This window comes from Amycolatopsis sp. lyj-108 (genome assembly GCF_046549005.1).
Lineage (GTDB): Bacteria > Actinomycetota > Actinomycetes > Mycobacteriales > Pseudonocardiaceae > Amycolatopsis.
Genome location: NZ_JAJPWQ010000002.1, coordinates 1,008,319 through 1,031,823, shown reverse-complemented (window position 1 = coordinate 1,031,823; position 23,505 = coordinate 1,008,319). Strand labels below are relative to the sequence as shown.

The window sequence follows — 23,505 nt, the reverse complement described above, 5'->3', positions numbered from 1 at the left end:
ACCTTTTGGTCACCTATTCTTTCGACGTGCCCGACGACGACCTGGTTTTCAAGGCCCTGGCGGATCCGACTCGCCGGTTCCTGCTCGACCAGCTGTTCGCGCGTGACGGCCGCACGCTGACCGAACTCGAGTCCGAAGTGGACATGAGCCGGTTCGGCGTGATGAAGCACTTGAAACTGCTGGAAGAAGCCGGACTTGTCGTCACGCGCAAGGAGGGCCGGGAGAAGAAGCATTTCCTCAACCCGGTACCGATCCGGCAGATCCACGACAGGTGGATCGACAAGTTCACCGAGCGCAACGTGACCGCGTTGCTCGACCTCAAGGCCGAACTCGAGACCGAGGAGCCATCATGACCGACACGCAGGTTTACCGCGTCTACATCAAGGCCACCCCGGAGAAGATCTGGGACGCCATCACGAAGCCCGAGTGGTCGCAGAAGTACGGCTACACCGGCCTCGTCGACTTCGACCTGCGGCCGGGTGGCAAGCACGCCACCCACCCGACGAAGGGCTTCATCGACGCCGGGTTCACGAACGACCTGGTCGACGGCGAGGTCCTCGAGGTCGACCCACCGCGCAAGCTGGTCATCACCTGGAAGCTGTTGATGGACCCGTCCTTCGAAAAGGAGCCGTACACCAAGCTCACCTATGAGATCGAAGAGACGAAGACCGCGGGCACCCGGCTGACCGTCACCCACGACGTCACCGACGCGCCGACGACGGCCGCGCTGGTCGACGGCTCGCAGGAGGACGTCAACGCCGGGCCGGGCGAGAACGCCGGTGGCGGCTGGGCGTGGATCCTGTCGGACCTCAAGACGCTGCTGGAGACGGACGAGCCGCTCGTCCCCGCCGCTTCCTGAGCCAATAGTCCGTGAGGGCCTCCTTCCCTACGCTCAAGGTAGGGAAGGAGGCCCTCACGGACATTCAGACCCGTTTGGTGGCGGCCTTGAGAGAGGCCTTCGCGGCGGCAGAAGCACCGATGGTGTCCAGTGCGAACAACGCCGCGCCGACCACGGGAGCCACGTCGACGACCTGAATCGAAGCCTGCGGCGCCACCTTCAGGCACCGCCGCTCGATCTCCGCGATCACCTGCGAGCCGACCCCGGTCAGCACTCCCCCGCCGAGGATGACCTCGGGCGCTTCCCCGGTCAGTTCGAGCCGCCGGAGGATGACCCCGACCAGCAGGGCGACCTCTTCGACGAACCGGTCGACCACGTCCTGCGCCACTTCGTCGCCGTCCGCCGCGACGGCGAACAGCAGCGGGCACAGGCCATGGATCGCGTCGGAGTGCAGCTCCTCGAAGTGCAGTCGCTGCACCACTTCCAGCACCGAAGACGTCTCGAAATGCGCGGTGACGGCGGCCTGCAAAGCCGTACCCGGACCACGGCCGTCCTCGGCGCGGACGGCCCACCACAGTGCTTCCTCGCCCAGCCGGTAGCCGCCGCCCCAGTCGCCGGAGATCTTGCCCAGCGCGGGAAACCGGTGCTCGCGGCCGTCGGCGCTGACACCGGCGCCGTTGATCCCGGCGCCGCACACCACCGCCACCCCCGTCCCGTCGGAACTGCCCGCGCGCAGCAGCGCGAGCGTGTCGTTGCCGACGATCAGCGTGTCGCTCCAGCCGCGTGCGGCCAGTGCGGCGTGCAGGATCTTCTCCTCTCGCGGGAAATCCAGCCCCGCGAGGTAGGCCGACGTATGTGTCGCGAAAGGACGTTCGTCGGGAAGTCCCGCCCCGCGAAGGGCTTCCAGTACCAGCTTCTCCAGCGCCTGAACACTGCCGTCGACCCCGATGTTCTGCGGGGAAGCGCCCGGCCCTCGCGACTGTCCGAGCACCCGTCCGTCCCGGGAGACGATCAGGACGTCGGTCTTGCTGTTGCCGCCGTCGATCGCGACGACGACGTCTCGTGAGCCGGCCGTCATGCCCCCGCCCACGGCAGGAACTCACGGTTGACCTGCACCAGCGTGTCGGCGAGCTGATCGGCCTTGGCGTACTGGCCGACGAGCGGATGCGCGAGCAACGCGTCGGCCACCCGGTCCCGGCCGCCCTTGATCGCCGCGTCCAGCGCGAGGTGCTCGTACGCGGTGACCCCGGCGATGAGCCCGGCGAACCGCTGTTCCACCCGCGGCTGCACGATCGGACGAGGACCGTTCCCGTCCACAAGGGACGGAACCTCGATGACGGCGTCGTCCGGCAGGAAGTCGAAAGTGCCTTCGTTGCGGACGTTGACGACGTGCTCCTCCGCGGGCCCGCCCGAGGTGAGCGCGTGCACGAGCTGCACCGCGGCCTCGGAATAGTAGGCGCCGCCCCGCTTTTCCAGCTGCTCCGGTTTGGTCACCACCTCCGGGTCGAGGTACACCTTGAGCAGTTCTTCTTCGACGTCGCTGACGACGTCCGCGCGCGGCCTCTCGGTGCGCTGCTTCATGACCTGCTCGTCGTGCCCGTAGTAGTACTTCAGGTAGTACGACGGCACGACGTTCATCCGCCGCATCCACTCGACCGGCGCGGTGACGTGCTCGCCGAGGAATTCCGCGTGCTCCGCCAGCAGTTCCGGCAGCCGGTCCTCGCCGTTGACGAGCACCTTCCGTTCCCAGCTCAGATGGTTCAGTCCGGTGTGGACGAGTTTGACCTCGTCGACGCCGGCACCGAGCAGATGCGCGAACGTGCGCTGGAGGTGGATCGCGACGTTGCACAGCCCGACGGCGCGGTGGCCCTCGTTCAGCAGCGCGCGCGTGACGATGCCGACCGGGTTCGTGAAGTTCACGATCCAGGTGTCGTCACCGGCGATCTTCCTCACCCTGTCGGCGATGTCGAGCACGACCGGCACGGTGCGCAGCGCCTTCGCGAGGCCGCCCGCGCCCGTGGTCTCCTGCCCGACACAGCCGCAGGCGTGCGGGAACGTCTCGTCCCCGCGCCGCGCGCGCTGCCCGCCGACCCGCAGCTGGATCAGCACCGCCGACGCACCGTCGACACCCTCTTCGAGACTCGCGGTGGTGCGGACCCGCGCCGGATGCCCGGCGTGGTCCAGCAACCGGTTGCTGAAGTCAGCGACCGCCTCCACCCGGTACGCGTCCGGATCGATCAGCACGATCTCGTCGACGTCCAAAGTGGACCGCCGTCCGGCGATCCCGTCGATCAGCTCGGGTGTGTAAGTGGATCCCCCACCGACGACTGCCAGTTTCATCCCTTGACCCCTGTGAATGTGACGCCCTTGACGAAGGACTTCTGCGCGAATACGAACAGCACGATCACCGGCAGCATGATCAGCGCGGTGGCCGCCATGGTGAGGTTCCATTCCACGTGGTGCATCCCGCGGAACGACGCGATCGCCAGCGAAAGCGGCCAGCTGTCGCGTGTCTCACCGGTGTAGAGCAGCGGACCGAAATAGTCGTTCCAGGTGAACAGGAAGCAGAACATCGCGGTGGCCGCGATCCCCGGCTTCGCCATCGGGATCAGCACCTTGATCATCGTCTGGAACTCGTTGCAGCCGTCGATCTTCGCCGCTTCCAGGTAGTCCTTCGGAATGGTGAGGAAGAACTGCCGCAGCAGGAAGATCGAGAACGCGTCGAAGAAGAAGTACGGCACGATCAGCGGAACCAGCGTCCCAGTGAACCCGAGCCGCACCCACAGGTCGTACAGCGGCACGACGGTGACCTGCGGGGGAAGCATCATCGCGGCCACGGTGAGCATGAAGAACAGGTTCTGCCCGCGGAACTTCAGCTTCGAAAGCGCGTACGCCGCCGGAATGGCCGAAACAAGTGCCCCGAAGGTGGCCAGGGTCGAATAGAGCATGCTGTTGCCGAAGTACTGCAACAGCGGCGCCTTTTCGAAGACCTCGATGAAGTTCTCGAAGTGCCATTCCTTCGGCCAGAAGTTCGACGAAAGCGCCTGTTCGCTCGACATCACCGCGGTGAGGAACACGAACAGGATGGGCAGCATGAAGATCACGCCCATCGCGATCCCCAGGCTGTGCGTGGCGATCCAGTACAGCTTCTTGTCCCATTGACGCCGCATCCGTACCTTCGGCGGTTCGGACGCCGGGGCGGCGTGCCGGGGTTCGGCCAGTGTGGTCATCCGCCCGCTCCGCTTCTGCGGGACACCCGCACCCGGTCGGGGCCATGAACAGGCTGGCGCGAGAATATGATCATGCCCCCTCCTCCTGGTGCTGGGACTTACGAAGCTGCCGCACGAGAATCCAGGTGAACCCGGCCGAGACGATGAACAACAGCACCGCCATCGCGGCCGCGTAGCCCATGTTGAAGTACCGGAAACCCTGGACGTACAGCCAAACCGGATAGGTCAGCGTCGAGTTCTGTGGTGCGCCGATGAACTTCGTGTTGCCCGCGACGTCGGCAGCGCCCGCGGCCGCCGATCCCGCGACGATCGCCTGCGTGAAGAACTGCAGCGCGAAGATCATCGAGTTGACGACACCGAACAACAGCACCGGCGAGATCGACGGCAGTGTGACGTGCCAGAACCGACGGACCGGCCCCGCGCCGTCGAGCTGAGCGGCTTCGTACTGTTCCTGCGGCACGTCGAGCAACGCGGCCAGGATGATGATCATCAGCTCGCCCGAACCCCACATCACCAGCAGGGTCAGCGCGGGTTTCGACATCGCCGGATCGTTGAACCACAGGCCGCCGTCGATGCCGACCGCTCCCAGGAACGCGTTGACCGGCCCGTATTCCGGGTTGAACAGGAACACGAACGCCAAGGTCGCCGCGGCGGGCGGGGCCAGCGAAGGCAGGTAGCAGAGCGTCCGCACCAGGCCGACGCCCGACTTCAGCCGGGAGATGATCGACGCCGTGCCGAGAGCGAACACCACGCGGCAGAACGTCAGGACGATCACCAGCCACAGCGTGTTGTACGCGGCGGTGCCGACCAGCGGCTCGCTGGTGAACATGCGGATGTAGTTGTCGAAGCCGACGAACTCGGGCGTGTTGATCAGGTCGTAACGGGTGAACGAGTAGTACACCGTGGCGATCAACGGGTAGCCGAAGAAGATCAGGAACCCGAGCATCGCCGGTGCGATGAAATAGAAGACTGTGCGACGGCGGCGCGCGGCGTTCCCCTTCCGCGTCCGGCTGGACGCGGAAGGGGAAGCGACCACGTGCGAGTCCATGGTCGAGGTCATGCGATCAGCCGCCGGCGCGTTTCTGGGCCAGCTCGTCGTTGATCTGAGCGTCGACCTGTTTGAGACCCGCGACCATGTCCGGGATGTTGCCCGCCTGCCACTTCTCGGCGAAGTCGTTGACCGCCTTGAGGTGCGCGTCGCCGATCGGCGTCGACGGGTTCGGGGTCAGCTTGCCGCCGTTGTACAGATCGAGGAACGTCTTGAACTCCGGCGTGACCTCGAGCTTCGGGTCGGTCAGCGCGGCCTTGGTGCTCGGCACGTTCTTGAGGCCGTTGGACAGCTCGACCAGCGTCGCCGTGTCGAGGGTGACCTGCTTGATCAGTTCCCAGGCCGCGCCGGGGTTCTTGGCGCCCTTGGGGATCGCGATGATCGTGCCCGTGGTGAACGCGCCGCCGTAGCGGTCGGGCTTGCTGTCGAGCACCGGCGGGGCCGCCGTGCCGAACTTGAGCTCCGGCGCCTGGTCCTTGATGAAGGCCGTGCGGTACTCGCCGTCGATCATCATCGCGAGCTTGCCGCGCTGGAAACCGTGGTCCGCCGAGTATTCCTCGCCGAGACCGGCCTTGAACTGCTCGACCTTGGCGTGGCCGCCGTAGAAGTCGACGAGTTGCTTCTGGAAGTCGAACATCGCCTTCCACTCGGGACTGTCGGCGATATGGGACTGCCCGTCCGGGCCGAGGTAGTTGGCGCCGAAGTTCGGAGCCCAGTACTGCGCCATGTTGGCGTAGAAGGGCATCGACGGCATGAAGCCGGCGACCTTGATCGAGCCGTCCGGGTTGAACTCGGTCAGCTTCTTGGTGGCCTCGAACAGTTCCGAAGTCGTCTTCGGCGGCGACGTGATGCCCTTCGCCGCGAACATGTCCTTGTTGTAGTAGAAGCCGTAGACGTCGGCGAGCAGCGGCATGGCGCACCGCTTGCCCTGGTACTCGGTGTAACTGCGGACCGCGTCGGGGATCTGCGTCAGGTCGATCTTGTCGCGGTCGATGTAGGGCTTGAGATCCTGGAAGCTGCCCGTGGAGCACCACGCGCCGAGGTTGTCGGTGAAGAACGAGATCGCCACGTCCGGCGGGTTGCCACCGCGGATGGACTGGGTGATCTTGTCGTCGTCCTGCTGGCCTTCGTGCTTGATCTCGATGTTCGGGAACTTCGCCTTGAGCTTGTTGAGCCCGGCGGTCACCACGTTGTACTCGCGGTCGGTGAACTTGCTGTAGACGGTCAGCGTGAGCTTCGCGTCCGCGGCCGGGGCGGCCGCCGCGTCACCCGACCCGCCGCTCGGGCCGCTTGCGGCGCCCGAACACGCGGACACCAGCGCGGCGACGGTGACCGCGCCGAGCACTATCGAGCCGCGCCAACGGCGGCCACTTCTCCGAACCTGGGTCGTGGAACTCATGACCCTCCTCCTAGTTGGTTGGGGCGGGAGACGGTGGTTCTGTTCGTGAATCCGGGATCGCCACGATCGGATTTGGCTCTCCCGCCCCGGACCGTCTCGGCCCGAGGAGCGAAGGGGTGTTGACGCCGAAGACGTCCCTGCGGACGGTGGCGAGCGCCGATTGGAGCGCGCCCGCGCGGACCGCGTTGCCCTGCACCGAAGCGACCCCGACCGGGGTGCGGGGCAGGACCAGTTCGTGCAACCTTTTCGCGACCAGCGCGGCGAATTCGTCGCCACCGGCACGGCTCGTGTCACCGGAAAGGAGGACGAGTTCGGGGTCGACGACCGCGATGAGACCGGCCGCGCCACCCGCGACGCGACGGGCCAGGTCGTCGAGGAAGAGTTCGTTGTGGTTCTCACGGGCCTTGGTGACCGCGTCCGCGCCGTCCTCGGCTTCGATACCGTGCGCGGCGGCCAGCTCGACGACGGCCGGGGACGCGACGAGATCACCGAAGCGATCTCCGGCGCGAGGCTTTTCGTTCGGCGTGGCGACGGAAACCGGATCGGGCACCCGCATCCAGTCGATCTCGCCGCCCCCGCCGGTCGCGCCGCGCAACAGCCTGCGGCCGACCACCACCGCGCCACCGACGCCGTCGCTGAGCCAGATCATCACGAAGTCGTCGAGCCCGACGGCCTGGCCGACGGTCATCTCCACGATCGCGACGAGGTTGACGTCGTTCTCGATGGTGACCTCGACGCCCAGTTCACGGCTGAGCCTGCTCGGCACGTCGAAACCGAGCCAGCCGGGGATGTGCGGCGCCGAGGAGAGCAGGCCGGTGCGCGGGTCGAACGCGCCCTGCGCGCCGATGACGACATGGCGGAGATCGGTGGCGGCGAGACCGGCACTGTTCGCGACGCTGGTGAGCGCCGCGCCGAAGGTGCCGACGACGTCCGCGCCCTCGTGGACCGGCAGCGGGACCTGGTACTCGGCGAGCACCGCGCCCGTGACGTCGGCGACCACGAAATCGGCCTGCTGCGGCGTGAGGTCCACGGCCGCGACGTAGGCGACACCGCCGTTGACCTGCCAGAGCTGCGCCCTCGGCCCGCGGCCCCCACCGCGCACACCCGCCTTGGCGACGACGTCGTCCTGCTCGAGGCGCGTGAGCAGCTGCGCCGTCGCGGGTTTCGACAGGCCGATCGCGACTTCGAGCTCCGAGCGCGTCAGCGGGCCGTCCCTCAGGAGGACCTCGATGGCCGCGCGATCGTTGATCTCGCGCAGCATTCGCGGACTACCGGCTCGCACTTGGGCTCGCTCCCGACTTCGTTAGGAAACTTTACAGACGGTTTCCGGGGACTGTAGTGAGCCGAACCACAGCCGTCAACGGCGCGATGAAACGGGGAGGTAACGCTTGGGGTGTTCCGCACAGCGGGTATACGCACCGGTGCGGAGGGTGTCCGATTCACGACAGGCGGGTGGACCTGCTTCGTGAGTGGTAATGCCGCACGGATGGCCGCTCGCGGCGGGCTGACGATGGAGGATTTGGGACGTTCAGTGTCCCAAATCCTCCATCGTCGCGAAGGCGCACCGATCCTGGACCTTGATCGAGCTCCGGCCGACCCGCGGCTGCGCGCACGGGTCCGTGCCGTCATTCAGGACTCCGGAACGCCCCCGGACGAGCCGGGACGCCGGTTGAGCCGCGTGCGCCAGGGTCAGACGCCGGCCCAGGCCGCCAGCATCACGCGCGCGATCGACGAGTTCCCCGGCAGCACGAGCTGCCGCGTACCACCGGCGATCGGGGTCGGCACGGCGCCCGCGTTCCGCAGTTGGCTGTTCGCGAAAGCGGCCCGCACCTCCGCGCGCGAAACCCAGAACGCCTCCTCGATCTCCCCCTCCGCGGGCACCAGCGGAGCGGAGATGTCGGCCCGCGCGGTGAAGCCGAGCATGATCGACCGCGGGAAAGGCCACGGCTGGCTGCCGAGATAGCGGATGTCGCGCACGTCGACGCCGACCTCTTCGCGGATCTCCCGCTCGACACAGCCTTCGAGCGACTCCCCCGCCTCGACGAAACCGGCGAGGATCGAATAGCGGTCCGGCGGCCAGATCGGCTGCCGTGCCAGGAGGACGTGCTCGCCGTTGACGCCGGCGTCGTCGTGCACGAGGCAGATGACCGCCGGGTCGGTGCGCGGGTACTCCTCGCGGCCGCAGCCGGTGCACTTGCTCGCCCAGCCCAGCTGGACGACCTCGGTCGGGCTTCCGCAGCGCGTGCAGAACTTCGCCTGCCGACGCCAGGCCTGCAACGCCTGCGCGGTGGTGAACAGCCCTGCCGACGCGTCGTCGAGCAGGTCGCCGTAACCGCGCAGGTCGACCCAGATCTCGCCTTCGTACCGCGGGACCTCTTCGACGACACCCCAGCTGCCCGCCATTTCGACGGTCTCGGTCTCCCCGGCGGGGCGGCCGGGCAGCGACCAGTAGTCGATGCCCTGCCACTCCCCGAGGAACACCGCGTCGACGGGCGGCTCGGTGCCGACCTCCTGCGTCTTGCGGGTCGCGAGCGTGCCGGACGCCTCGATCACCGGAGTGCGCGCGTGCTCGTCGAGCAGTACGACCCGGGCGTTCGGCCAGCGCTCGGCGAGCCTGTCCGGGTTGGTGCGCAAGGATTCCTGACGGTCCGCCGTGGAGCGCGAAAGCGTCGGGAGCGCACCCAACTCGAACGGTGTCTCCATCAGGAGGGCTCCCCGACCGTCACGTCGCCCAACGCCTCCAGCTTCGGCGCGAGGACGTCGGCGTCACCGACGACGACCCCGGTGAACCGCTTGGGCGCGAAGAACTCCAGCGCGGCGTTCGCGACGTCTTCGGCGGTGACCGCGGCGAGCCGTGCCGGGTGCTCGCCGAGCCACTCGACGCCCAGCCCGGTCGCGGCGAGCGCGGCCAGCTGTGCGGCGAGCCCGCCCTGCGACGACGCGGACGTGACCAGCGAGCCGATCGCGTACTGCCGCACCGACTCGACCTCGTCGGCGGTCGGCGGCACGAGACCGAGCCTGGCCAGCTCGTACCGGGTCTCCATGAGCGCGGCCGCGGTGGCGTCGGTCGCGGTGTCCGCGTCGATGTTCACCACGGCGGTCTGGTCCGTGAACTCGAATCCGGAGTGCGCGCTGTAGGTGTAACCCTTGTCCTCACGGATGTTCTCGACCAGCCGCGACGAGAAGTACCCGCCGTACACGAGGTTCGCCAGCTGCAGTGCCGGATACCGCGGGTCCGTGCGCGAGACGGTCTGCGCCGACAGCCGGATCTGCGACTGCACGGCACCGGCCCGCGGCACCAGCAGGACGTTGCCCCCGGTGAGCTCGGGCAGCGGCGGCAGGCGGACGGCGGAGCGGTCCGAAGCCCAGCCGCCGAACGCCTTCTCCAGGTCGCCGATGACGGTCTCCGGGTCGATGTCGCCGACGATCACCAGCACGGATCCCCGCGGCAGCACCGAAGCCCGGTGCAGCGCGCGAACCTGTTCCGGCGTCACGACAGCGACATCTTCGGCCTGGGGAACCTCGCGAACCGCGGGGTGGTCGCCGTAGCGGTGCTTCTGCAGTGCCTCGCGGGCGATCGTCCTCGGCTGCGTGCGGGAGACGGCGATCCGCTCGATGAGCCGCTCGCGTTCCCGCTCGACCTCGGCGTCCGCGTATGAAGCGCCGGTGAGCGCGTCGGCGAGGACGTCGAGCATCGTCGGCAGGCCGTCGGCCAGCGAGGTACCCATGAGGACCAACCGCTCCGGGTCGACACCGGCGGACAGGTCACCGCCGATCAGCGCCAGCTCGGCGTCGATCTCGATGCGGTCGCGACGGGCGGTGCCGGTCAGCAGGGTCTCGGCCAGCACTTCGGCGGTGGCCGGGTGCAGTTTGTCCTCACCGGCGAACGGGATCCACACCCGCAGTTCGACCAGCGGCACGGTGGGCTTGCGGACGGCGAGCACCCGCAGCCCGTTGCTCAGTGTGGTGTCCACATGGGACAGATCGGCGGCGGCGCGCTGCTTCCCCAGCGGCGGGACCGGACGCGGCCCGGCGGCCGTGCGGCCGATCTCCTCGGCGGTGCGGTGCGGTGCGCTCACTGCTCGGTACCTTCCTGGTCTGAAGATCCACTACCCGGGCGGACGACGAGCACGGCGCGCGAATCCGGCCGCAGCGCCTTCGCCGCCGCCGAAACGGCCTCACCGGTGACCGCCGAGATCTTCTCGGCGAGCCGGTACACCAGCGACGCGTCGCCGTACAGCAGTTCGAAAGAGCCGAGCGCGAGCGTCCGGGACACCAGCTTGTCGTGCTCGGAGTGCAGGCTCGCGGCCCAGCGCGCGGTGACCTTCTTGATCTCCTGGTCTCCCGGCGGCGTGGCCGCCAGCTTCTCCAGTTCCTCGTCCAGCGCGGTGAGGACCTGGTCGGTGCTCACGTCCGGCGGGTGGATCGCGGTGATGGTGAAGGTGTCCGGGTCACGGGCTTCGAACGGCCCGAACAGCCCGGCGCCCGCGCCGATGTCGACGACCAGCGGCTCGCGGTGCACCAGGCGCTGCTGGAGCCGGGAGCCGTCGCCGTCGGTCAGCACGCCGGCGAGCACGAGGTTCGCCAGGTAGCCGTCGAGGTCGTTGATCGGATCCGGCATGCGGTAGCCGACGCCGACCGCGGGCAGCGGGGCGTGCGGGTCCACCTGCTCGCCGCGCAGCTCGCCCTCGGGGGCGGGCTCGGCGAACGAGGGGCGCTCGGGCGCGGGCCGGTGCGGCACGTCGCCGAAGTGCTTCTCGATCAGCTCGCGGGCCTGCTCGACGGTGAAGTCACCGGCGACGGTCAGCACCGCGTTCGCGGGCGAGTAGTAGGTGTCGAAGAAGGCCGCGCAGTCGTCCAGGGTGGCCTGTTCGAGATCCTCGAAACCGCCGTAACCGTTGTGCGCGTTGGGGAACGTGGAATACAGCACCGGCGGGAGGGTGATCCACGGGAACCCGCCGTACGGCCGGTTCAGCACGTTGAGGCGGATCTCCTCCTTGACCACGTCGATCTGGTTGGCCAGGTTCTCCTGCGTCAGCTTCGGCGCCCGCATCCTGTCCGCTTCGAGGAACAGGGCGCGCTCGAGAGCCGCGGCGGGGAGAACCTCGAAGTAGTCCGTGTAGTCCGGATGGGTGGAGCCGTTGAAGCTGCCACCACTCGACTGGACGTGCCGGAAATGCGCGAGCTTCTCCAGGCTCTCGCTCCCCTGGAACATCAAATGCTCGAAGAGGTGCGCGAAACCGGTGCGCCCTTCGGGCTCGGAACGGAAGCCCACGTCGTAGTGGACGCTGACACCCACCACCGGAGCGGTCTCGTCGGGCGCGAGCACCACGCGCAGACCGTTGTCGAGGGTGAATCGGACAAGCTCGGGATCGGCCATGCGCACCACCCTACGGGCTACTCAGGCCTCCAGGCGACGACCCTGGCGGGTCGCGGCGAAGGTTCCCACGAGTGCGGCGGTGAAGTCGCTCACCCGCGCGAGGTCCGCCTCGCCGGCGCCTTCCCTGCCACACCAGTAGATCTTGGGCGGACCCTTCAGTCCGGCGAATCCGGCGACCCAGTTTTCTTGTTCGCCGAGAGCGAGCGCGTACGGCAGCGCCCGCGAGAGGAGCACCTCGCGTTCGAGCTTCGGGACGGCCGCCGCCTTGGTCTCCAGCAGCACGTCACGGACGCCCAGCAGCCGCCGGTGCAGTGTGACGCCGGCCCCGGTGCGAGCCGGGAGCCACCGCGCGGCGACGGCGAGTACCGCGCCGGCGGCGATGACGATCAGTCCGAGCTGGGCGTAGCCGACGGTCAAGGCCAGCAGGACGGTGAGGAACAGCCCGTAGAAGCAGACGCGCAGGCCGACGCCGGTGAGCCTGCCGGGCAGCCGGGAGTACCAGCGGCGTTCGACGACGCTGTCGTCCAACGCGTCCCGCACCGTTTCGATCCCGACCCGCGCGGACTGGAGCTCCGACAGCAGCACCGACTCCCGTCCGTCCGGCAGCAGGACGTCGAACGCCGCGCGTTCGTAAGCGGTCAGCTGTTCGTCCGGCGGATTGCGGCGGACGAGCCGCCAGCCGGTCAGCTCGCCGGGCTCCTCGGTCACCCAGAGGTAGTTCCGGACCGCGAGGTCGACGACCGTCGCGGCCAGGTCGACGGCGTCGGCACGCCCCGTGAGCACGGTCCCGACCTGTCCGGGCAGCACGCCATCGGGTGATGAGAACGCGGCCTGGTCGTCCTTCCCGGTGAGCAGCCGGACCGGGAGCGCGTCGCCCGGGTGCTTGTCGCGCCTTCGCAGCAGGCCCAGCGCCACGGCGGCCACGACCAGCGCGAGCGCGAAGCCACCCCAAGCCCAGCCGACCGGAGAGGTGAGCACGAACGCTCCGGCGAAGGTCTTCGACGGCTCCAGCCGCGCGTTCGCCGGGACGGTGCCGCCGGGCAACTCGACCGAGATCTCCATCCGCTGTCCGGCCGCGAGGTTCTGCTGGTTGAACCGGGTCAGCCCGGAATGCGCGATCTGGGCGGTCCCGCAGTGCGCGCGTGAGCCTTCGGGCCCGGCGTAGCAGGTGACCGCGTTCGGGATGGACGGCGCGGCGAAGCTCGCGCGCACGAGTTCGAGCCGGGCGTCCCAACCGCCCGCGACCTGCCAGCCGACGCGCACCAGACCGTCCGCTTCGGTGACCGCACCGTCCACTGTGTACCGGACGATCGAGGTGCCACCTCTGAGCTTGACGGTGAACTCGTCCTCGGTCAGCTCGGAGTTGCCCGCGCCCTCGATGACGACGTCGCGGATGCCGATGATCCGGTCGCGGTCATGCGGGGCCGCCGTGCGGAGCGGGATCCGGCGGGTCATCGTCGCCTCGCTCGGCACGGACACCGCCTCGACGACCGAGAGGGCACCGTCGCGTTCCACCTTGAGCGAGATCTCCGCGCTGTTGGGCAGCGAAGGCAGCTGCGGTTCGCCTTGCGCTCCCGCCGGTGCCGCGCTCAGCACCAGGAGAGACAGAAGCACCAGCAGGACGAGCGTCAAGCCCACGCAATTCGGCACCAGCTTGCGATAGTTGCGCGTGCAAGGATCGCAAACCGGTGCCGAATTGCGAGTCTTCATGATCAGGCGGGGACCGGTTCCGGGCGGAGCGAGCGCAGGTGCCCGGATTCGGCGAGCAGACCGTCCAAAGCGGACAGGAACGACGGAAGATGCGCGGCGAACCGGCGCAGATCCCGATCGCCCTCGAGGCCGCCGAACCAGTACAGCCCGGCCGAACCGTCCGCCGACGGGTCGAGCCCCTCGAAGGTGCGTAGCCAGTGTTCGGTGTCGCCGAGCACGATGGCGTACGGCAGCGACCGGGAGAACACCAATTCCCTATCCGCCACGGGGATATCGGCGACCTTGACGGTGTGCAGGTACTCGAGCAGGCCGCGCACCTGGCCGACCAGCCGCCTGCCGCGCGAGGTCCGCGGCGGGACCCACGAGGCACCCAGCAACGCGGCGACCCCGGCGAGCAAGACCGCCACGCCGAGCAGCGCGTGCCCTGCCGTGAAGGTCAGGACGACGGTGCCCACGAGACCGAGCACGACCAGGCCGATACCCGCCCAAGTGAGCTTGCTCCTGCCCTTGTCCGGACGGCGGGAGAACCAGCCCTTGCGCACGACGTCGGCGTACATCGCCTCTCCGGCGACGCGGAGGTCGACGGTGCCGCGGCCGCGGAGTTCCGACAGCAGCACGGAATCGGTGCCCTCGGGAAGGAGCGCGGTGTAGATCTCACGTTCGAAGGCGACGAGGTGCTCGTCGGGCGCGTTGCGGCGGGTGATCTGCCAGTCGACCGTGCCCGCGCCGCGCACCTCGGCGATCCACAGATAGTTGCGGACCGCGAGGTCGACCACCGTTCCGCTGACGTCCACGACGTCGACCGTCTCGTCGACGACCGTGCCGACCTGGCCGGGCAGGACACCGTCGGGCGAGGCGAAGGAGACCCGATCACCGTCTCGCATGAGGACGTCGACCGGACCGGTGCCCGCGGTGAGCGCGCCCTTGTCGCGACGGCGCAGCAACCAGACGGCGAGCGCGCCGAGGATCAGGAACAACGCCAGCGCCCCGAAACCGAGACCGGCGACGGTGGTGAGGGCGAACGCTCCGCCGACCGAGGCGATCTGTTCGAACCGCGCGTTCGCGGGCACCGTGCCCGCCGGAAGCCCGACGGCGAGGTCGACCCGTTCGCCCGCCGCGAGTTTGTCCTGTTCGACGCGGACGACGCCGCTGTGGTCGATCTCCGCGAGCGAACACTGCCTGTCCGAACCGAGCGGCCCGGCGAAACAGTCCACTGTGGGCGTTTCGCGCGTCGGCGCGCTGAACGACGCGGACACGCGGGACAGTTCGCCGTCCCAGCCGCTCGCCACCTGCCAGCGCACCTGCTGCGCGCCGTTGACGTCCGCGACCGCTCCGTCCACTTTGTACTTGAGGGTGGCCGCGCCGCCGTCGAAGGTGGCGACCAGCTGCTCACCGTTCGACTCGGCCTTCCCCGCGCCCTCGACCGAGACGTCACGGACGCCGTAGACGCGGTCCTGCTCTTCACCGGCGGGAACCTTCAACGGAATCCGGCGTACCAGATGCTGTCCACCCGGGACGGTCACCTGCTCGGTGATCGACACCGAACCGTCGCGTTCCACCTTCACCGAGACGTTCGCCGCCGCGCCGCTCGGCGGCTGGAGCAGCCCGAGCTGGCCGCGTACGCCGATCGGCGGCGGCTTCGGCAACTGCGGCGCGTTCGTCAGCGAAGGGCCCGCTTCGGGCGCCTCCGGAACGTTCGTATCCGACGGCGGGGCCATCAAGGCCGAGCTCGCCGCGACGGCCACGACCGCCGTCCCCCATTTCGTCAACACAGCCACACACCTTAGGGCAGCCGATCTATGCTGACCGCCGAAACGCCGAATCGCCCCACCTGGGCGAACGGCGTTGCCGAACCGCATGGGGGATCCACTCGATGAACCAGCAGCCGCCCGGCGCGCCTGATCCGCGGCGCCGGCCGACTCCGCCACCGACGCCACCGACGCACGGTGGCCGCCCGCTTCCGCCACCCGGAGCGCGTCCGCTGCCGCCGCAAGGTGGCCGCCCGCTTCCACCGCCGGGCGCGCGCCCGCTGCCGCAAGGCGGCCGCCCGCTCCCGCCACCCGGAGCGCGGCCACTGCCGCCGCGCGGTGGTCCGGGCCCCGTCCCGCCCGGCCGCCCCGGGCAACCGCCGGTCTCCCGGCCGACGCCGGTCCCGCCGCCGTTCCGGCCGGGTCCGCCGAGCGGCGGGATGCCGCTGCCCCCGCCGGGCGCGGCCCCGCTGCCGCCGCCGCGGATCGGCGCACCGGTCCCGTTCCGGCCCGGCGCGGTCGGCCCGCCGCAGCTTCCGTACGGCCCGCGTTTCGCTCAGCCCGCGTTCACTCCGTACGGCGGATATCGCGCCAAGAAGTCCAACGGCGGGGTGATCGCGGCGGTCGCGATCGTCGCCGTGATGGCGGTCATGGGCGGGTTGCTGATGGTCGTCACCATCGCGAACGGCGACTCGCGTCACACCGCGGATGTCGGATACTCCAGTTATTCGACGACGTCCTCTTCGGACTACACGACGACCACGTCCAGCGACACGTCGACGACGAGCACTCGTTCACGCGATTCGACCGCCTCGCGCGAAACGTCGGCGGGCTCGACCCGGGAGACCTCGGCCAGCCGTGCCCCGTCCGGCCCGCAACCGCACTACAAGCTGGCGGACAACCCGCTGTGGCTCGATTCCCAGGTCGGTCTCCCGAACCAGCCGTGCAACCTCTCGCGCTGGGCGAACAACCCGGACGCGGCCGCGGCGTTCTTCGAAAGCGCGCGGCCCTGCCTGGACAGCGTCTGGCAGCAGGTCATGAACTACACGAAACTGCCGTTCCGGGTCCCGACCGTGAAGTACCCGTCCGGCAAGAACTGGTCGAGCCCCTGCGGCGACGCCAGCAACGGTTCGGTGGCGGCGTTCTACTGCTCGCAGAACGAGACGCTTTACATGCCTTACGAAGGCCTTCAGGTCCCCCAGTACGGCAACCGGCCCGGGGTCTATCTGGCCCTCTACGCCCACGAGTACGCGCACCACATCCAGGCGCTCTCCGGTATCTCGAAGGCCTATTGGGACGCGCGGTACGAAGCGGGCACCGACTCGGCGGCGGGCCTGGAGATGTCGCGGCGCAACGAGCTTTCGGCGCAGTGTCTGTCCGGGACGTTCCTGGGCTCGACCGTCGGCCGCGGCGGCTCGGTCGATCAGGCGATGTACCGCGACGCCTGGCAGACCCAGGACCGCGGCGACCACAACGGCGGCCCGCGCGACCACGGCTCCGACGCGCACGCCGTCTCGTGGTGGCAGCACGGCGCGCAGAAGAACCGGCTGTTCCAGTGCAACACGTGGTCTGCCAAGCCGGCCGACGTCTCCTGACCCGCTCGGGTTCCGCCCGGCTCGGTCCGTCAAGCCTTCATGTACTTGGGCCCGGCAGGCGCGTCGGCGCAAGTCCGTGAGGGCCTCCTTCCCTACTCTCAGGGTAGGGAAGGAGGCCCTCACGGACTTCGGCGTAGGTCAGCTGGGCGGGGTGAAGGGGTTCTCCGGTACCGGCTCCGGGGGAGGCTGCGGCTGCGCGACCGGCTGCGCGACTGGCGCGACCGGCTGCGGCTGCGCGACAGGCGCGACAGGCGCGAAGGACTGTCCCGCCGCGAAAGGCTGCGCCATCGGCGGCCCGTACTGAACCGCCGGTTGCAGCTTCGCCTGATCCCGCTGCCGCCGCTCCGCCAGCACCGCCGACAGGTACGCCCACGACGGCACCCCCGGCGGCACCGGCGCTCCGATCACCGAAGCGACCTGCTGCGCGAGCCCGTATCCGAGGGCTTCGACCGCTTCGGGGCGAAGCTCGCTCGTGCGGCTCAAGTACTGCCGGACGGCCAGCGCGAGGTCGTTCGGCAGCCGGGTCAGGTCCAGCTGCGAAGCCCAGTGCGCCAGCTGCGGCGGCATCCCGACGTACGGCGTGCGGGAGGCGGGCATGCGTTCCCGGATCACCAGGGTGCCGGCGAGGTAGTCGCCGACGCGGCGGCCGTTGGGCGACAGCAGCGACGTGACCACGGCCACGACGCCGAGCATGCCCAGCGCCCAGAAGTCGACGAAGAAGCCGGCGAGCCCGCGGACCAGCGCGTGCCGGAACCGGACCGGGCCGCCGTCGGTGCGGACCACCCGCAGGCCGAGCGCCATCTTCCCGAGGGTGCGGCCGCGGGTCAGTGTCTCGGAGATCACCGGGTAGCCGACCATGATCAGCACGAGGGTCACCAGGAACAGGGTCAGTGCCAGCGCCTCGTCCCCGAACGCGGCGACCTGGCTCAGGACCAGCATCGCGACGACCAGCGCGATCAGCTGGAGGGCGACGTCGAGCATCATGGCGAGCCCGCGGCTGGCCAGTTTCGCCGCGCGCACGTCCAGGACGACGGCCTCGCCGGTGACGAGTTCGGACTCTTGTTCCACCTGGCAAGCGTAGTGACGAATAGGCTGGGCGACCAAGGACGATCGCCGGGAGGGCTCCGAGTTGGACGTGGACGTGTTCGTCGCCGCGCATCAGGCCGAATGGAACCGGCTGCGTGACCTCGTCGGCCGCGCCGGGAAACTCAGCGGCCCGGACGCCGACGAGCTGGTGACGCTGTACCAGCGCGTCGCGACGCATCTTTCGATCATCCGCTCGGTCGCGCCCGACCCGGTGCTCGTCGCGCACCTGTCCGGTCTGGTCGCGAAGGCCCGCTCGGCCGTCACCGGTTCGCACAGTCCCGCCTGGCGTGAGGTCGGGCTGTTCTTCACCCAGCGGTTCCCGGCGGCGCTGTACCTGAGCAGGCGTTGGTGGCTGGCGTCGGCGGCGGCGTCGATCGCGGTGATGGCGATCGCGGCGGTGTGGATCGCGGGCGATCCGCAGGTGCTCGCGTCGCTGGCCTCGCCCGAGGAGTTCAAGGACCTGACGGCGCCGGGCGGAAAGTACGAAACGTATTACTCGTCCGACCCCGCGGGGTCCTTCGCCGCGCGCGTCTGGACGAACAACGCGTGGGTGGCCGCGACCTGCCTGTTCCTCGGCGTGGTGCTGGGGCTCCCGGTGATCTACGCGCTCTGGGCGAACTCGCTGAACCTCGCGATCGGCGCGGCGCTGATGTCCTCGGCCGGACGGCTCGACGTGTTCTTCGGCCTGATCCTGCCGCACGGCCTGCTGGAGCTGACCGCGGTGTTCGTCGCGGCCGGGACGGGGCTGAAGCTCGGCTGGACGGTCATCGACCCGGGGCGCCGGTCCCGGACGGCGGCGCTCGGCGAGCAGGGGCGGTCGGTCGTGGTGATGGCGCTGGGACTGACGGTGGTCCTGTTGATCTCCGGCGTGATCGAGGGTTTCGTGACGCCGTCGGGCCTGCCGACCTGGGCCCGCATCGGCATCGGAGTGGTCGCCGAGGTCGCGTTCTTACTGTACGTGTTCGTGGTCGGGCGCCGAGCCGCGAAAGCGGGCGAAGTGGGTGACGTCGACTGGCGATACGCTGGAGATTCTCGACCTGAAGCCGGCTGAACTGGTTAGCTTCTCCCATGGCGAGAAAACGGTTACGCGTTCTGGCGATCGTCGTTCTGTCCGTGCTCGCCTCGACGCTTCTCGTCGGCGCGTCCCAGGCCCGGACCGGATCCGCGCCGTCGGGCAAACAGAACTGGGTGGTGAGTGTCGGTGGATTCCGCACCGACGCCGACCGCAACTACATCCGCCTCGGCTACCTCGTGTTCAACCCGGCCGACAACACCGTCGCGCACAACTTCTGGACCTGGAACCAGGCGGATTTCCCCGCCCCGGTCAACAGCGGCGACGTCTACTACTGCGGCGACTGGGCGCCGGGGTCCAATCCCCGCAACAACTGCCCGATCAAGACCGCGCCAGGCTTCACCGGTGAACCGAACGGCCACTTCACCGGCACCTACGCCGAGAACTCCGGCCAGGTGGCCATCACCTGGACGAAGAGCACCGTCAACGGCACCACGACGACCGTGAGCCTCGCGGAGACGTGGGCGGTTTCGGAACCCCGGCCGGGCCTCGGCCGGATGCAACTGGTGAGCGACGACTACTCCATCACCAGCGGCATCGCCTACGGCAGCAACGCCTCCCTCGCGCAGACCAGCAAGGCCCCGATGAGTTCGGTCCGCGCGACCCAGCGGTCGTACCTGCTCGAAGGGCAAGGGGTGAACCGCCGTGCGATCACCAACTGGACCAGAGGCGGCAGTGGCGCCCTCGGTGTCGGTCCTGGCTGGAACAAATGCGACGACGGCTCGTGCCTCGGGTTCGTGCAGTACGACTCCGGTTGCGACCCGTCTTCCTGCTGCCCCGCCGGCCCCGGGCACGCGGCGTGCGCACAGAAGATCATCGACACCGGCGACAGGCGGTTCTACTACCTGAGCGACGCCTTCGGCGGACGGCGCAACAGTTACGAGTTCTGGTGCGAATGCCTGTCCTACAACGGTTGCTACCTCGGCAACAGTCACGTCCGCCCGCTGCTGCAGGTGATCGACGACGCGGGGGCGTTCCAGGGCTGGGTCGGCGCCGAGGTCAGCCCCGACCGGAGCGGTTCGCGGGATCCGTCTGGCGAGTATTACTCGAGTTTCGCTCTGGTGGCCTAGTAAGGCAAAGGTGGCAGGTTGCGAAAGCCACTTTCGCAACACGGTCGCCCAACGGCCGGAAGCGCTCAGCAGGCCTAGTCCGCTCAACAGGTGCAGCTGCCCTCGAAGGTGATGCTGTTCCCGTCCTCCAGGCTCGCGCTGCCCGCGAACCGGATCTCGAATTCGCCCGGTTCGGTCAGGACGATCTTCGGGCTCGCGGCCGACCCGTCGGCGCCGGTCTTCGCGGTCGCCGTCTCGGCGCCGCCTTCGAAGACCAGCACGTTCTTCGCCCGTGCCGCGCGGACGAAGAAGTTCACCGGCACGTCGGCCGCGGGCTGCCCGCTCTCCCCGATCACGCGCACCACGAGCGGCTGGCCAGGTGTCTTCGTGGACAGTCGCTGCCCATTCCCTGACAGGATCGCGAGGGTCCGCACCCCGGCCGCCCAGGTGTTGGACAGTCCGGGCAGTGAACAGACTTCCTGATACAGCCGCGATCCGGCGACCGGCGCCTCCGCGGTGAGGCAGCGCGCGGTCGCCACGTTCGCCAGGAGCACCAGTCCGGGCAGCCCGGCGTTGCGGCGCCACTGCTGGTGACGGTCCTTGCCGTCGCACGCCACGAGTTTGACGCCGACGCCGTCGACGGGACTGATCGCCGCCAGGCACTGTCCACTCGCGACATGCTTGTACGAAAGCGCCGTCTTGTCGTACACCCATTGCGCGTTGGCGTCCTTCGCGTCGGCGAGGGCGAGCTTGCCGTCGGCCGCGGCCAGGGAGAGGTTCCCGCCTCCGTCGGCGAGGTGGACCGGTGTCCCGGCGGGTTGTGCGGAAGCGGGCACTCCGGACAGCAGCACCGAAACCACCGCGAAGAACAGCACGAACCTGCGCAAGCCTGGGCCCCAATCGTGTCGATCCGGATCTCCCTCCGAGCTAACCGCCCGGGACACCCGTCGCCAACCGGCACCACTCCATCGGGTTCAGCCCGACGCCCGCTCCTCAGGCCGGCCCCGGGTGCTCATGTCGCGAAAGCCACTTTCGGGACATCAGACGTCGCGAAAGTGGCTTTCGCGACACACCCCAGGACCGCGCCTGGGCGGCATCAGAGCCGTCCGGCCGCCTTCAGCGCGAGATAGCGGTCGGCCAGCCGCGGCGGCAGGTCCTCGGGTACGGCGTCGACGACCTCGACACCGTGCCGCGCCAGCCGCGCGGTGACCTGGCGCCGTTCGGCCAGCACCCGCTCGGCCGCGGCCGCGTCGTAGACGGCTTCCGCGTCGCCGCGGCCCGCCGCCATCTCGGCGACCCGCGGATCCGCGACCGAAGCGATCATCAGCTGGTGTCGCGAGGTCAGTTTGGACAGCACCGGGAACAGGCCTTCTTCCAGCGGTGCCGCGTCGAGCCCGGTCAGCAGGACGACCAGCGCGCGCCGCCGGGTCCGCCGCAGGACCTCCGCGATCATCCCGCGCGCGTCGGTCTCGACGAGCGACGATTCGAGCGGCGCCATCGCGTTCACCAAGGCGGGCAACAAGTCGCTCGAACCCTGGACCGCGGCGTGGACCTGCCGGTCGTAGGCGAGGAGGTCGACGCGGTCACCCGCCCGCGCGGCGAGCACGGCCAGCAGCAGGGCCGCGTCCATCGCCGCGTCCAGCCGCGGCGCGTCCCCGACCCGGCCCGCCGAAACGCGGCCGGTGTCGAGCACCAGCACCACGTGCCGGTCGCGTTCGGGGCGCCAGGTCCGCACCATGACGTCGGACGCGCGCGCCGAAGCCCGCCAGTCGATCGACCGGACGTCGTCGCCGATCACGTACTCGCGCAGGGAGTCGAATTCCGTGCCCTGGCCCCGGATCAGCACCGCGTTGCGGCCGTCGAGCTGTTGCAGCCGCGCCAGTCTCGACGGCAGATGTTTGCGGCTGTGGAACGGCGGCAGCACCCGCACGGTCCACGGCACGTCGTGCGAACCCTGCCGTGCGGCGAGCCCCAGCGGGCCTGTCGATCGGACGGTGACCCTGGCCGCCGTCCGGTCGCCGCGCCGGGTCGGCAGGAGCTGGGTGGTCACAACGCGGCGTTCGCCCGCCGGCAGGGTCAAACGGTGCCTGTCTTCCGCGCCGGCGCTGGGCGGCCAGGCGTCCCGCAGCCAAGCGCGCACCGGACGGCCGCCGGGATTGGCCACGGTCAGCGTGACCTCGCACGACTCCCCCAGCCGCACGGACGTCGCGCCGGACCGCGCGAATTCCAGCCGCCGCACACTTCCGGCGAGCAGGAGATCCAGCGCCACCATCAGGAACAGCACCGCCGCGGCCAGCCCGATCCCGGCCCAGGAGGGCAGCAGGAAACCGACCACCGGCGCCGCGAGGAGCGCCAGCAGCCCGAGCCGCCCGGTGACGGCCATCAGCGCGGAACGGGCACGGACACGAGGACGCGGTCCAGCACACCGTCGGCGGTCGCGCCTTCGAGTTCGGCCTCGGGGCGCAGATCGAGCCGGTGCCGCAAAGACGGCCGTGCCAAGGCTTTGACGTCGTCCGGGGTGGCGTAGTCGCGGCCGGCGAGCCACGCCCACGCCTTGGTCGCGGCGAGCAGCGCGGTCGCGCCACGCGGCGAAACACCGAGCCGCACGGACGGCAGCGACCGCGTCGCCCGGCAGACGTCCACGATGTAGGCGAGCACCTCGGGGCGCACGGTGACCCCGGCGACCGCGCGGCGGGCGGCGTCGAGCTGGGCGGCCCCGGCGACCGGGGTGATCCCCGCCGCGCCGAGGTTTCGCGGGTCGAAACCCTGCGCGTGCCGGGAAAGGATGCCGAATTCGTCCTCACGGGACGGCATCGGCATGGTCAGCTTCAACAGGAAACGGTCGAGTTGCGCCTCGGGCAACGGGTACGTGCCTTCGTATTCGACCGGGTTCTGCGTCGCGATGACGATGAACGGATCGGGCAGCGGCCGCGTCTTGCCATCGCTGGAGACCTGACGTTCCTCCATCGCTTCCAGCAGCGAAGACTGCGTTTTCGGCGGAGTGCGGTTGATTTCGTCGGCCAGCAACAGGTTCGTGAACACCGGGCCCTCGCGGAACGAGAACTCGCCGCTGTGCGCGTCGTAGACGATCGAGCCGGTGATGTCGCCCGGCATGAGGTCCGGCGTGAACTGCACCCGGGTCGTCTCCAGCTCCAGCGCCGCGGCCAAAGCCCGCACCAGCAACGTCTTGGCCACGCCGGGAACGCCTTCGAGCAGCACATGTCCCCGGCACAGCAACGCGATGATGAGCCCGGTGACGGCCGCGTCGTTGCCGACCACGGCCTTCCCGACCTCGGCCCGGAGGGCGATCAGCGCCGCCCGCGCCTCGGCCGCGGCGTCCACAGTGGACT

The 23,505-nt window shown here is 69.4% G+C and carries 20 protein-coding genes; 5 read left to right on the top strand and 15 right to left on the bottom strand.

Annotation, left to right across the window (positions count from 1 at the left end):
• The first annotated feature begins 26 nt into the window (after positions 1 to 26).
• Both ACLJO0_RS11345 and ACLJO0_RS11340 read left to right on the top strand, forming a co-directional pair.
• Positions 27 to 353 carry an ArsR/SmtB family transcription factor gene (locus ACLJO0_RS11345; protein WP_016331552.1) on the top strand — a complete coding sequence of 109 codons (327 nt, stop codon included), beginning with the start codon at positions 27 to 29 and terminating at the stop codon, positions 351 to 353.
• Positions 350 to 859, top strand: coding sequence for an SRPBCC domain-containing protein (locus ACLJO0_RS11340; protein ID WP_410578079.1), 510 nt, complete (start codon positions 350 to 352; stop codon positions 857 to 859). The genes ACLJO0_RS11345 and ACLJO0_RS11340 overlap by 4 nt, the downstream gene beginning before the upstream one ends.
• 64 nt (positions 860 to 923) lie before the next feature.
• On the opposite strand, the gene ACLJO0_RS11335 is transcribed toward ACLJO0_RS11340, so the two are convergent.
• From ACLJO0_RS11335 to ACLJO0_RS11285, 11 genes are all read right to left on the bottom strand, one after another.
• Positions 924 to 1,928, bottom strand: coding sequence for an N-acetylglucosamine kinase (locus ACLJO0_RS11335; protein ID WP_410578077.1), 1,005 nt, complete (start codon positions 1,926 to 1,928; stop codon positions 924 to 926).
• Complete coding sequence (locus tag ACLJO0_RS11330; protein ID WP_410578075.1) at positions 1,913 to 3,178, bottom strand: 6-phospho-beta-glucosidase; 1,266 nt, start codon at positions 3,176 to 3,178, stop codon at positions 1,913 to 1,915. Before ACLJO0_RS11330 ends, ACLJO0_RS11335 begins: the two co-directional genes overlap by 16 nt.
• Positions 3,175 to 4,068 carry a carbohydrate ABC transporter permease gene (locus tag ACLJO0_RS11325; RefSeq protein ID WP_410578074.1) on the bottom strand — a complete coding sequence of 298 codons (894 nt, stop codon included), beginning with the start codon at positions 4,066 to 4,068 and terminating at the stop codon, positions 3,175 to 3,177. Before ACLJO0_RS11325 ends, ACLJO0_RS11330 begins: the two co-directional genes overlap by 4 nt.
• A 70-nt stretch (positions 4,069 to 4,138) precedes the next feature.
• Complete coding sequence (locus ACLJO0_RS11320) at positions 4,139 to 5,128, bottom strand: carbohydrate ABC transporter permease (RefSeq protein WP_410578072.1); 990 nt, start codon at positions 5,126 to 5,128, stop codon at positions 4,139 to 4,141.
• Positions 5,129 to 5,132: 4 nt separating this feature from the next.
• The gene (locus tag ACLJO0_RS11315) at positions 5,133 to 6,515 is read right to left on the bottom strand and encodes an extracellular solute-binding protein (protein ID WP_410578071.1); all 1,383 of its coding nucleotides are present in this window, start codon (positions 6,513 to 6,515) and stop codon (positions 5,133 to 5,135) included.
• A gap of 10 nt (positions 6,516 to 6,525) precedes the next feature.
• Positions 6,526 to 7,776: an ROK family transcriptional regulator gene (locus ACLJO0_RS11310; RefSeq protein WP_410578240.1), complete on the bottom strand. Its 1,251-nt coding sequence runs from the start codon at positions 7,774 to 7,776 to the stop codon at positions 6,526 to 6,528.
• A gap of 428 nt (positions 7,777 to 8,204) precedes the next feature.
• A complete protein-coding gene (gene nudC, locus ACLJO0_RS11305) occupies positions 8,205 to 9,218 on the bottom strand; it encodes an NAD(+) diphosphatase (protein WP_410578069.1) in 1,014 nt (337 codons plus the stop codon).
• Positions 9,218 to 10,594: a M16 family metallopeptidase gene (locus tag ACLJO0_RS11300; protein ID WP_410578067.1), complete on the bottom strand. Its 1,377-nt coding sequence runs from the start codon at positions 10,592 to 10,594 to the stop codon at positions 9,218 to 9,220. The genes nudC and ACLJO0_RS11300 overlap by 1 nt, the downstream gene beginning before the upstream one ends.
• Positions 10,591 to 11,895: a M16 family metallopeptidase gene (locus tag ACLJO0_RS11295; RefSeq protein WP_410578065.1), complete on the bottom strand. Its 1,305-nt coding sequence runs from the start codon at positions 11,893 to 11,895 to the stop codon at positions 10,591 to 10,593. The genes ACLJO0_RS11300 and ACLJO0_RS11295 overlap by 4 nt, the downstream gene beginning before the upstream one ends.
• Positions 11,896 to 11,916: 21 nt before the next feature.
• A complete protein-coding gene (locus ACLJO0_RS11290) occupies positions 11,917 to 13,545 on the bottom strand; it encodes a DUF2207 family protein (protein WP_410578063.1) in 1,629 nt (542 codons plus the stop codon).
• A 62-nt stretch (positions 13,546 to 13,607) separates the two neighbouring features.
• Complete coding sequence (locus tag ACLJO0_RS11285; protein ID WP_410578062.1) at positions 13,608 to 15,377, bottom strand: DUF2207 domain-containing protein; 1,770 nt, start codon at positions 15,375 to 15,377, stop codon at positions 13,608 to 13,610.
• 101 nt (positions 15,378 to 15,478) lie between these two features.
• On the opposite strand from ACLJO0_RS11285, the gene ACLJO0_RS11280 reads away from it, so the two are divergent.
• A complete protein-coding gene (locus ACLJO0_RS11280; protein ID WP_410578060.1) occupies positions 15,479 to 16,948 on the top strand; it encodes a neutral zinc metallopeptidase in 1,470 nt (489 codons plus the stop codon).
• Positions 16,949 to 17,086: 138 nt separating this feature from the next.
• On the opposite strand, the gene ACLJO0_RS11275 is transcribed toward ACLJO0_RS11280, so the two are convergent.
• Positions 17,087 to 18,016 carry an RDD family protein gene (locus ACLJO0_RS11275; protein WP_410578059.1) on the bottom strand — a complete coding sequence of 310 codons (930 nt, stop codon included), beginning with the start codon at positions 18,014 to 18,016 and terminating at the stop codon, positions 17,087 to 17,089.
• 61 nt (positions 18,017 to 18,077) lie between these two features.
• On the opposite strand from ACLJO0_RS11275, the gene ACLJO0_RS11270 reads away from it, so the two are divergent.
• Both ACLJO0_RS11270 and ACLJO0_RS11265 read left to right on the top strand, forming a co-directional pair.
• The gene (locus ACLJO0_RS11270) at positions 18,078 to 19,085 is read left to right on the top strand and encodes a stage II sporulation protein M (RefSeq protein WP_410578057.1); all 1,008 of its coding nucleotides are present in this window, start codon (positions 18,078 to 18,080) and stop codon (positions 19,083 to 19,085) included.
• 17 nt (positions 19,086 to 19,102) lie between these two features.
• Positions 19,103 to 20,176, top strand: coding sequence for a hypothetical protein (locus ACLJO0_RS11265; RefSeq protein ID WP_410578055.1), 1,074 nt, complete (start codon positions 19,103 to 19,105; stop codon positions 20,174 to 20,176).
• 83 nt (positions 20,177 to 20,259) lie between these two features.
• On the opposite strand, the gene ACLJO0_RS11260 is transcribed toward ACLJO0_RS11265, so the two are convergent.
• From ACLJO0_RS11260 to ACLJO0_RS11250, 3 genes are all read right to left on the bottom strand, one after another.
• Positions 20,260 to 21,042 (bottom strand): RICIN domain-containing protein, encoded by a 783-nt coding sequence (locus ACLJO0_RS11260; RefSeq protein ID WP_410578053.1) that lies wholly within the window; start codon positions 21,040 to 21,042, stop codon positions 20,260 to 20,262.
• A gap of 209 nt (positions 21,043 to 21,251) precedes the next feature.
• Positions 21,252 to 22,538, bottom strand: coding sequence for a DUF58 domain-containing protein (locus ACLJO0_RS11255; protein WP_410578051.1), 1,287 nt, complete (start codon positions 22,536 to 22,538; stop codon positions 21,252 to 21,254).
• Entirely contained in the window at positions 22,538 to 23,497 is a 960-nt protein-coding gene (locus ACLJO0_RS11250) for an AAA family ATPase (protein WP_410578238.1), read from the bottom strand. Before ACLJO0_RS11250 ends, ACLJO0_RS11255 begins: the two co-directional genes overlap by 1 nt.
• Positions 23,498 to 23,505: the final 8 nt, after the last annotated feature.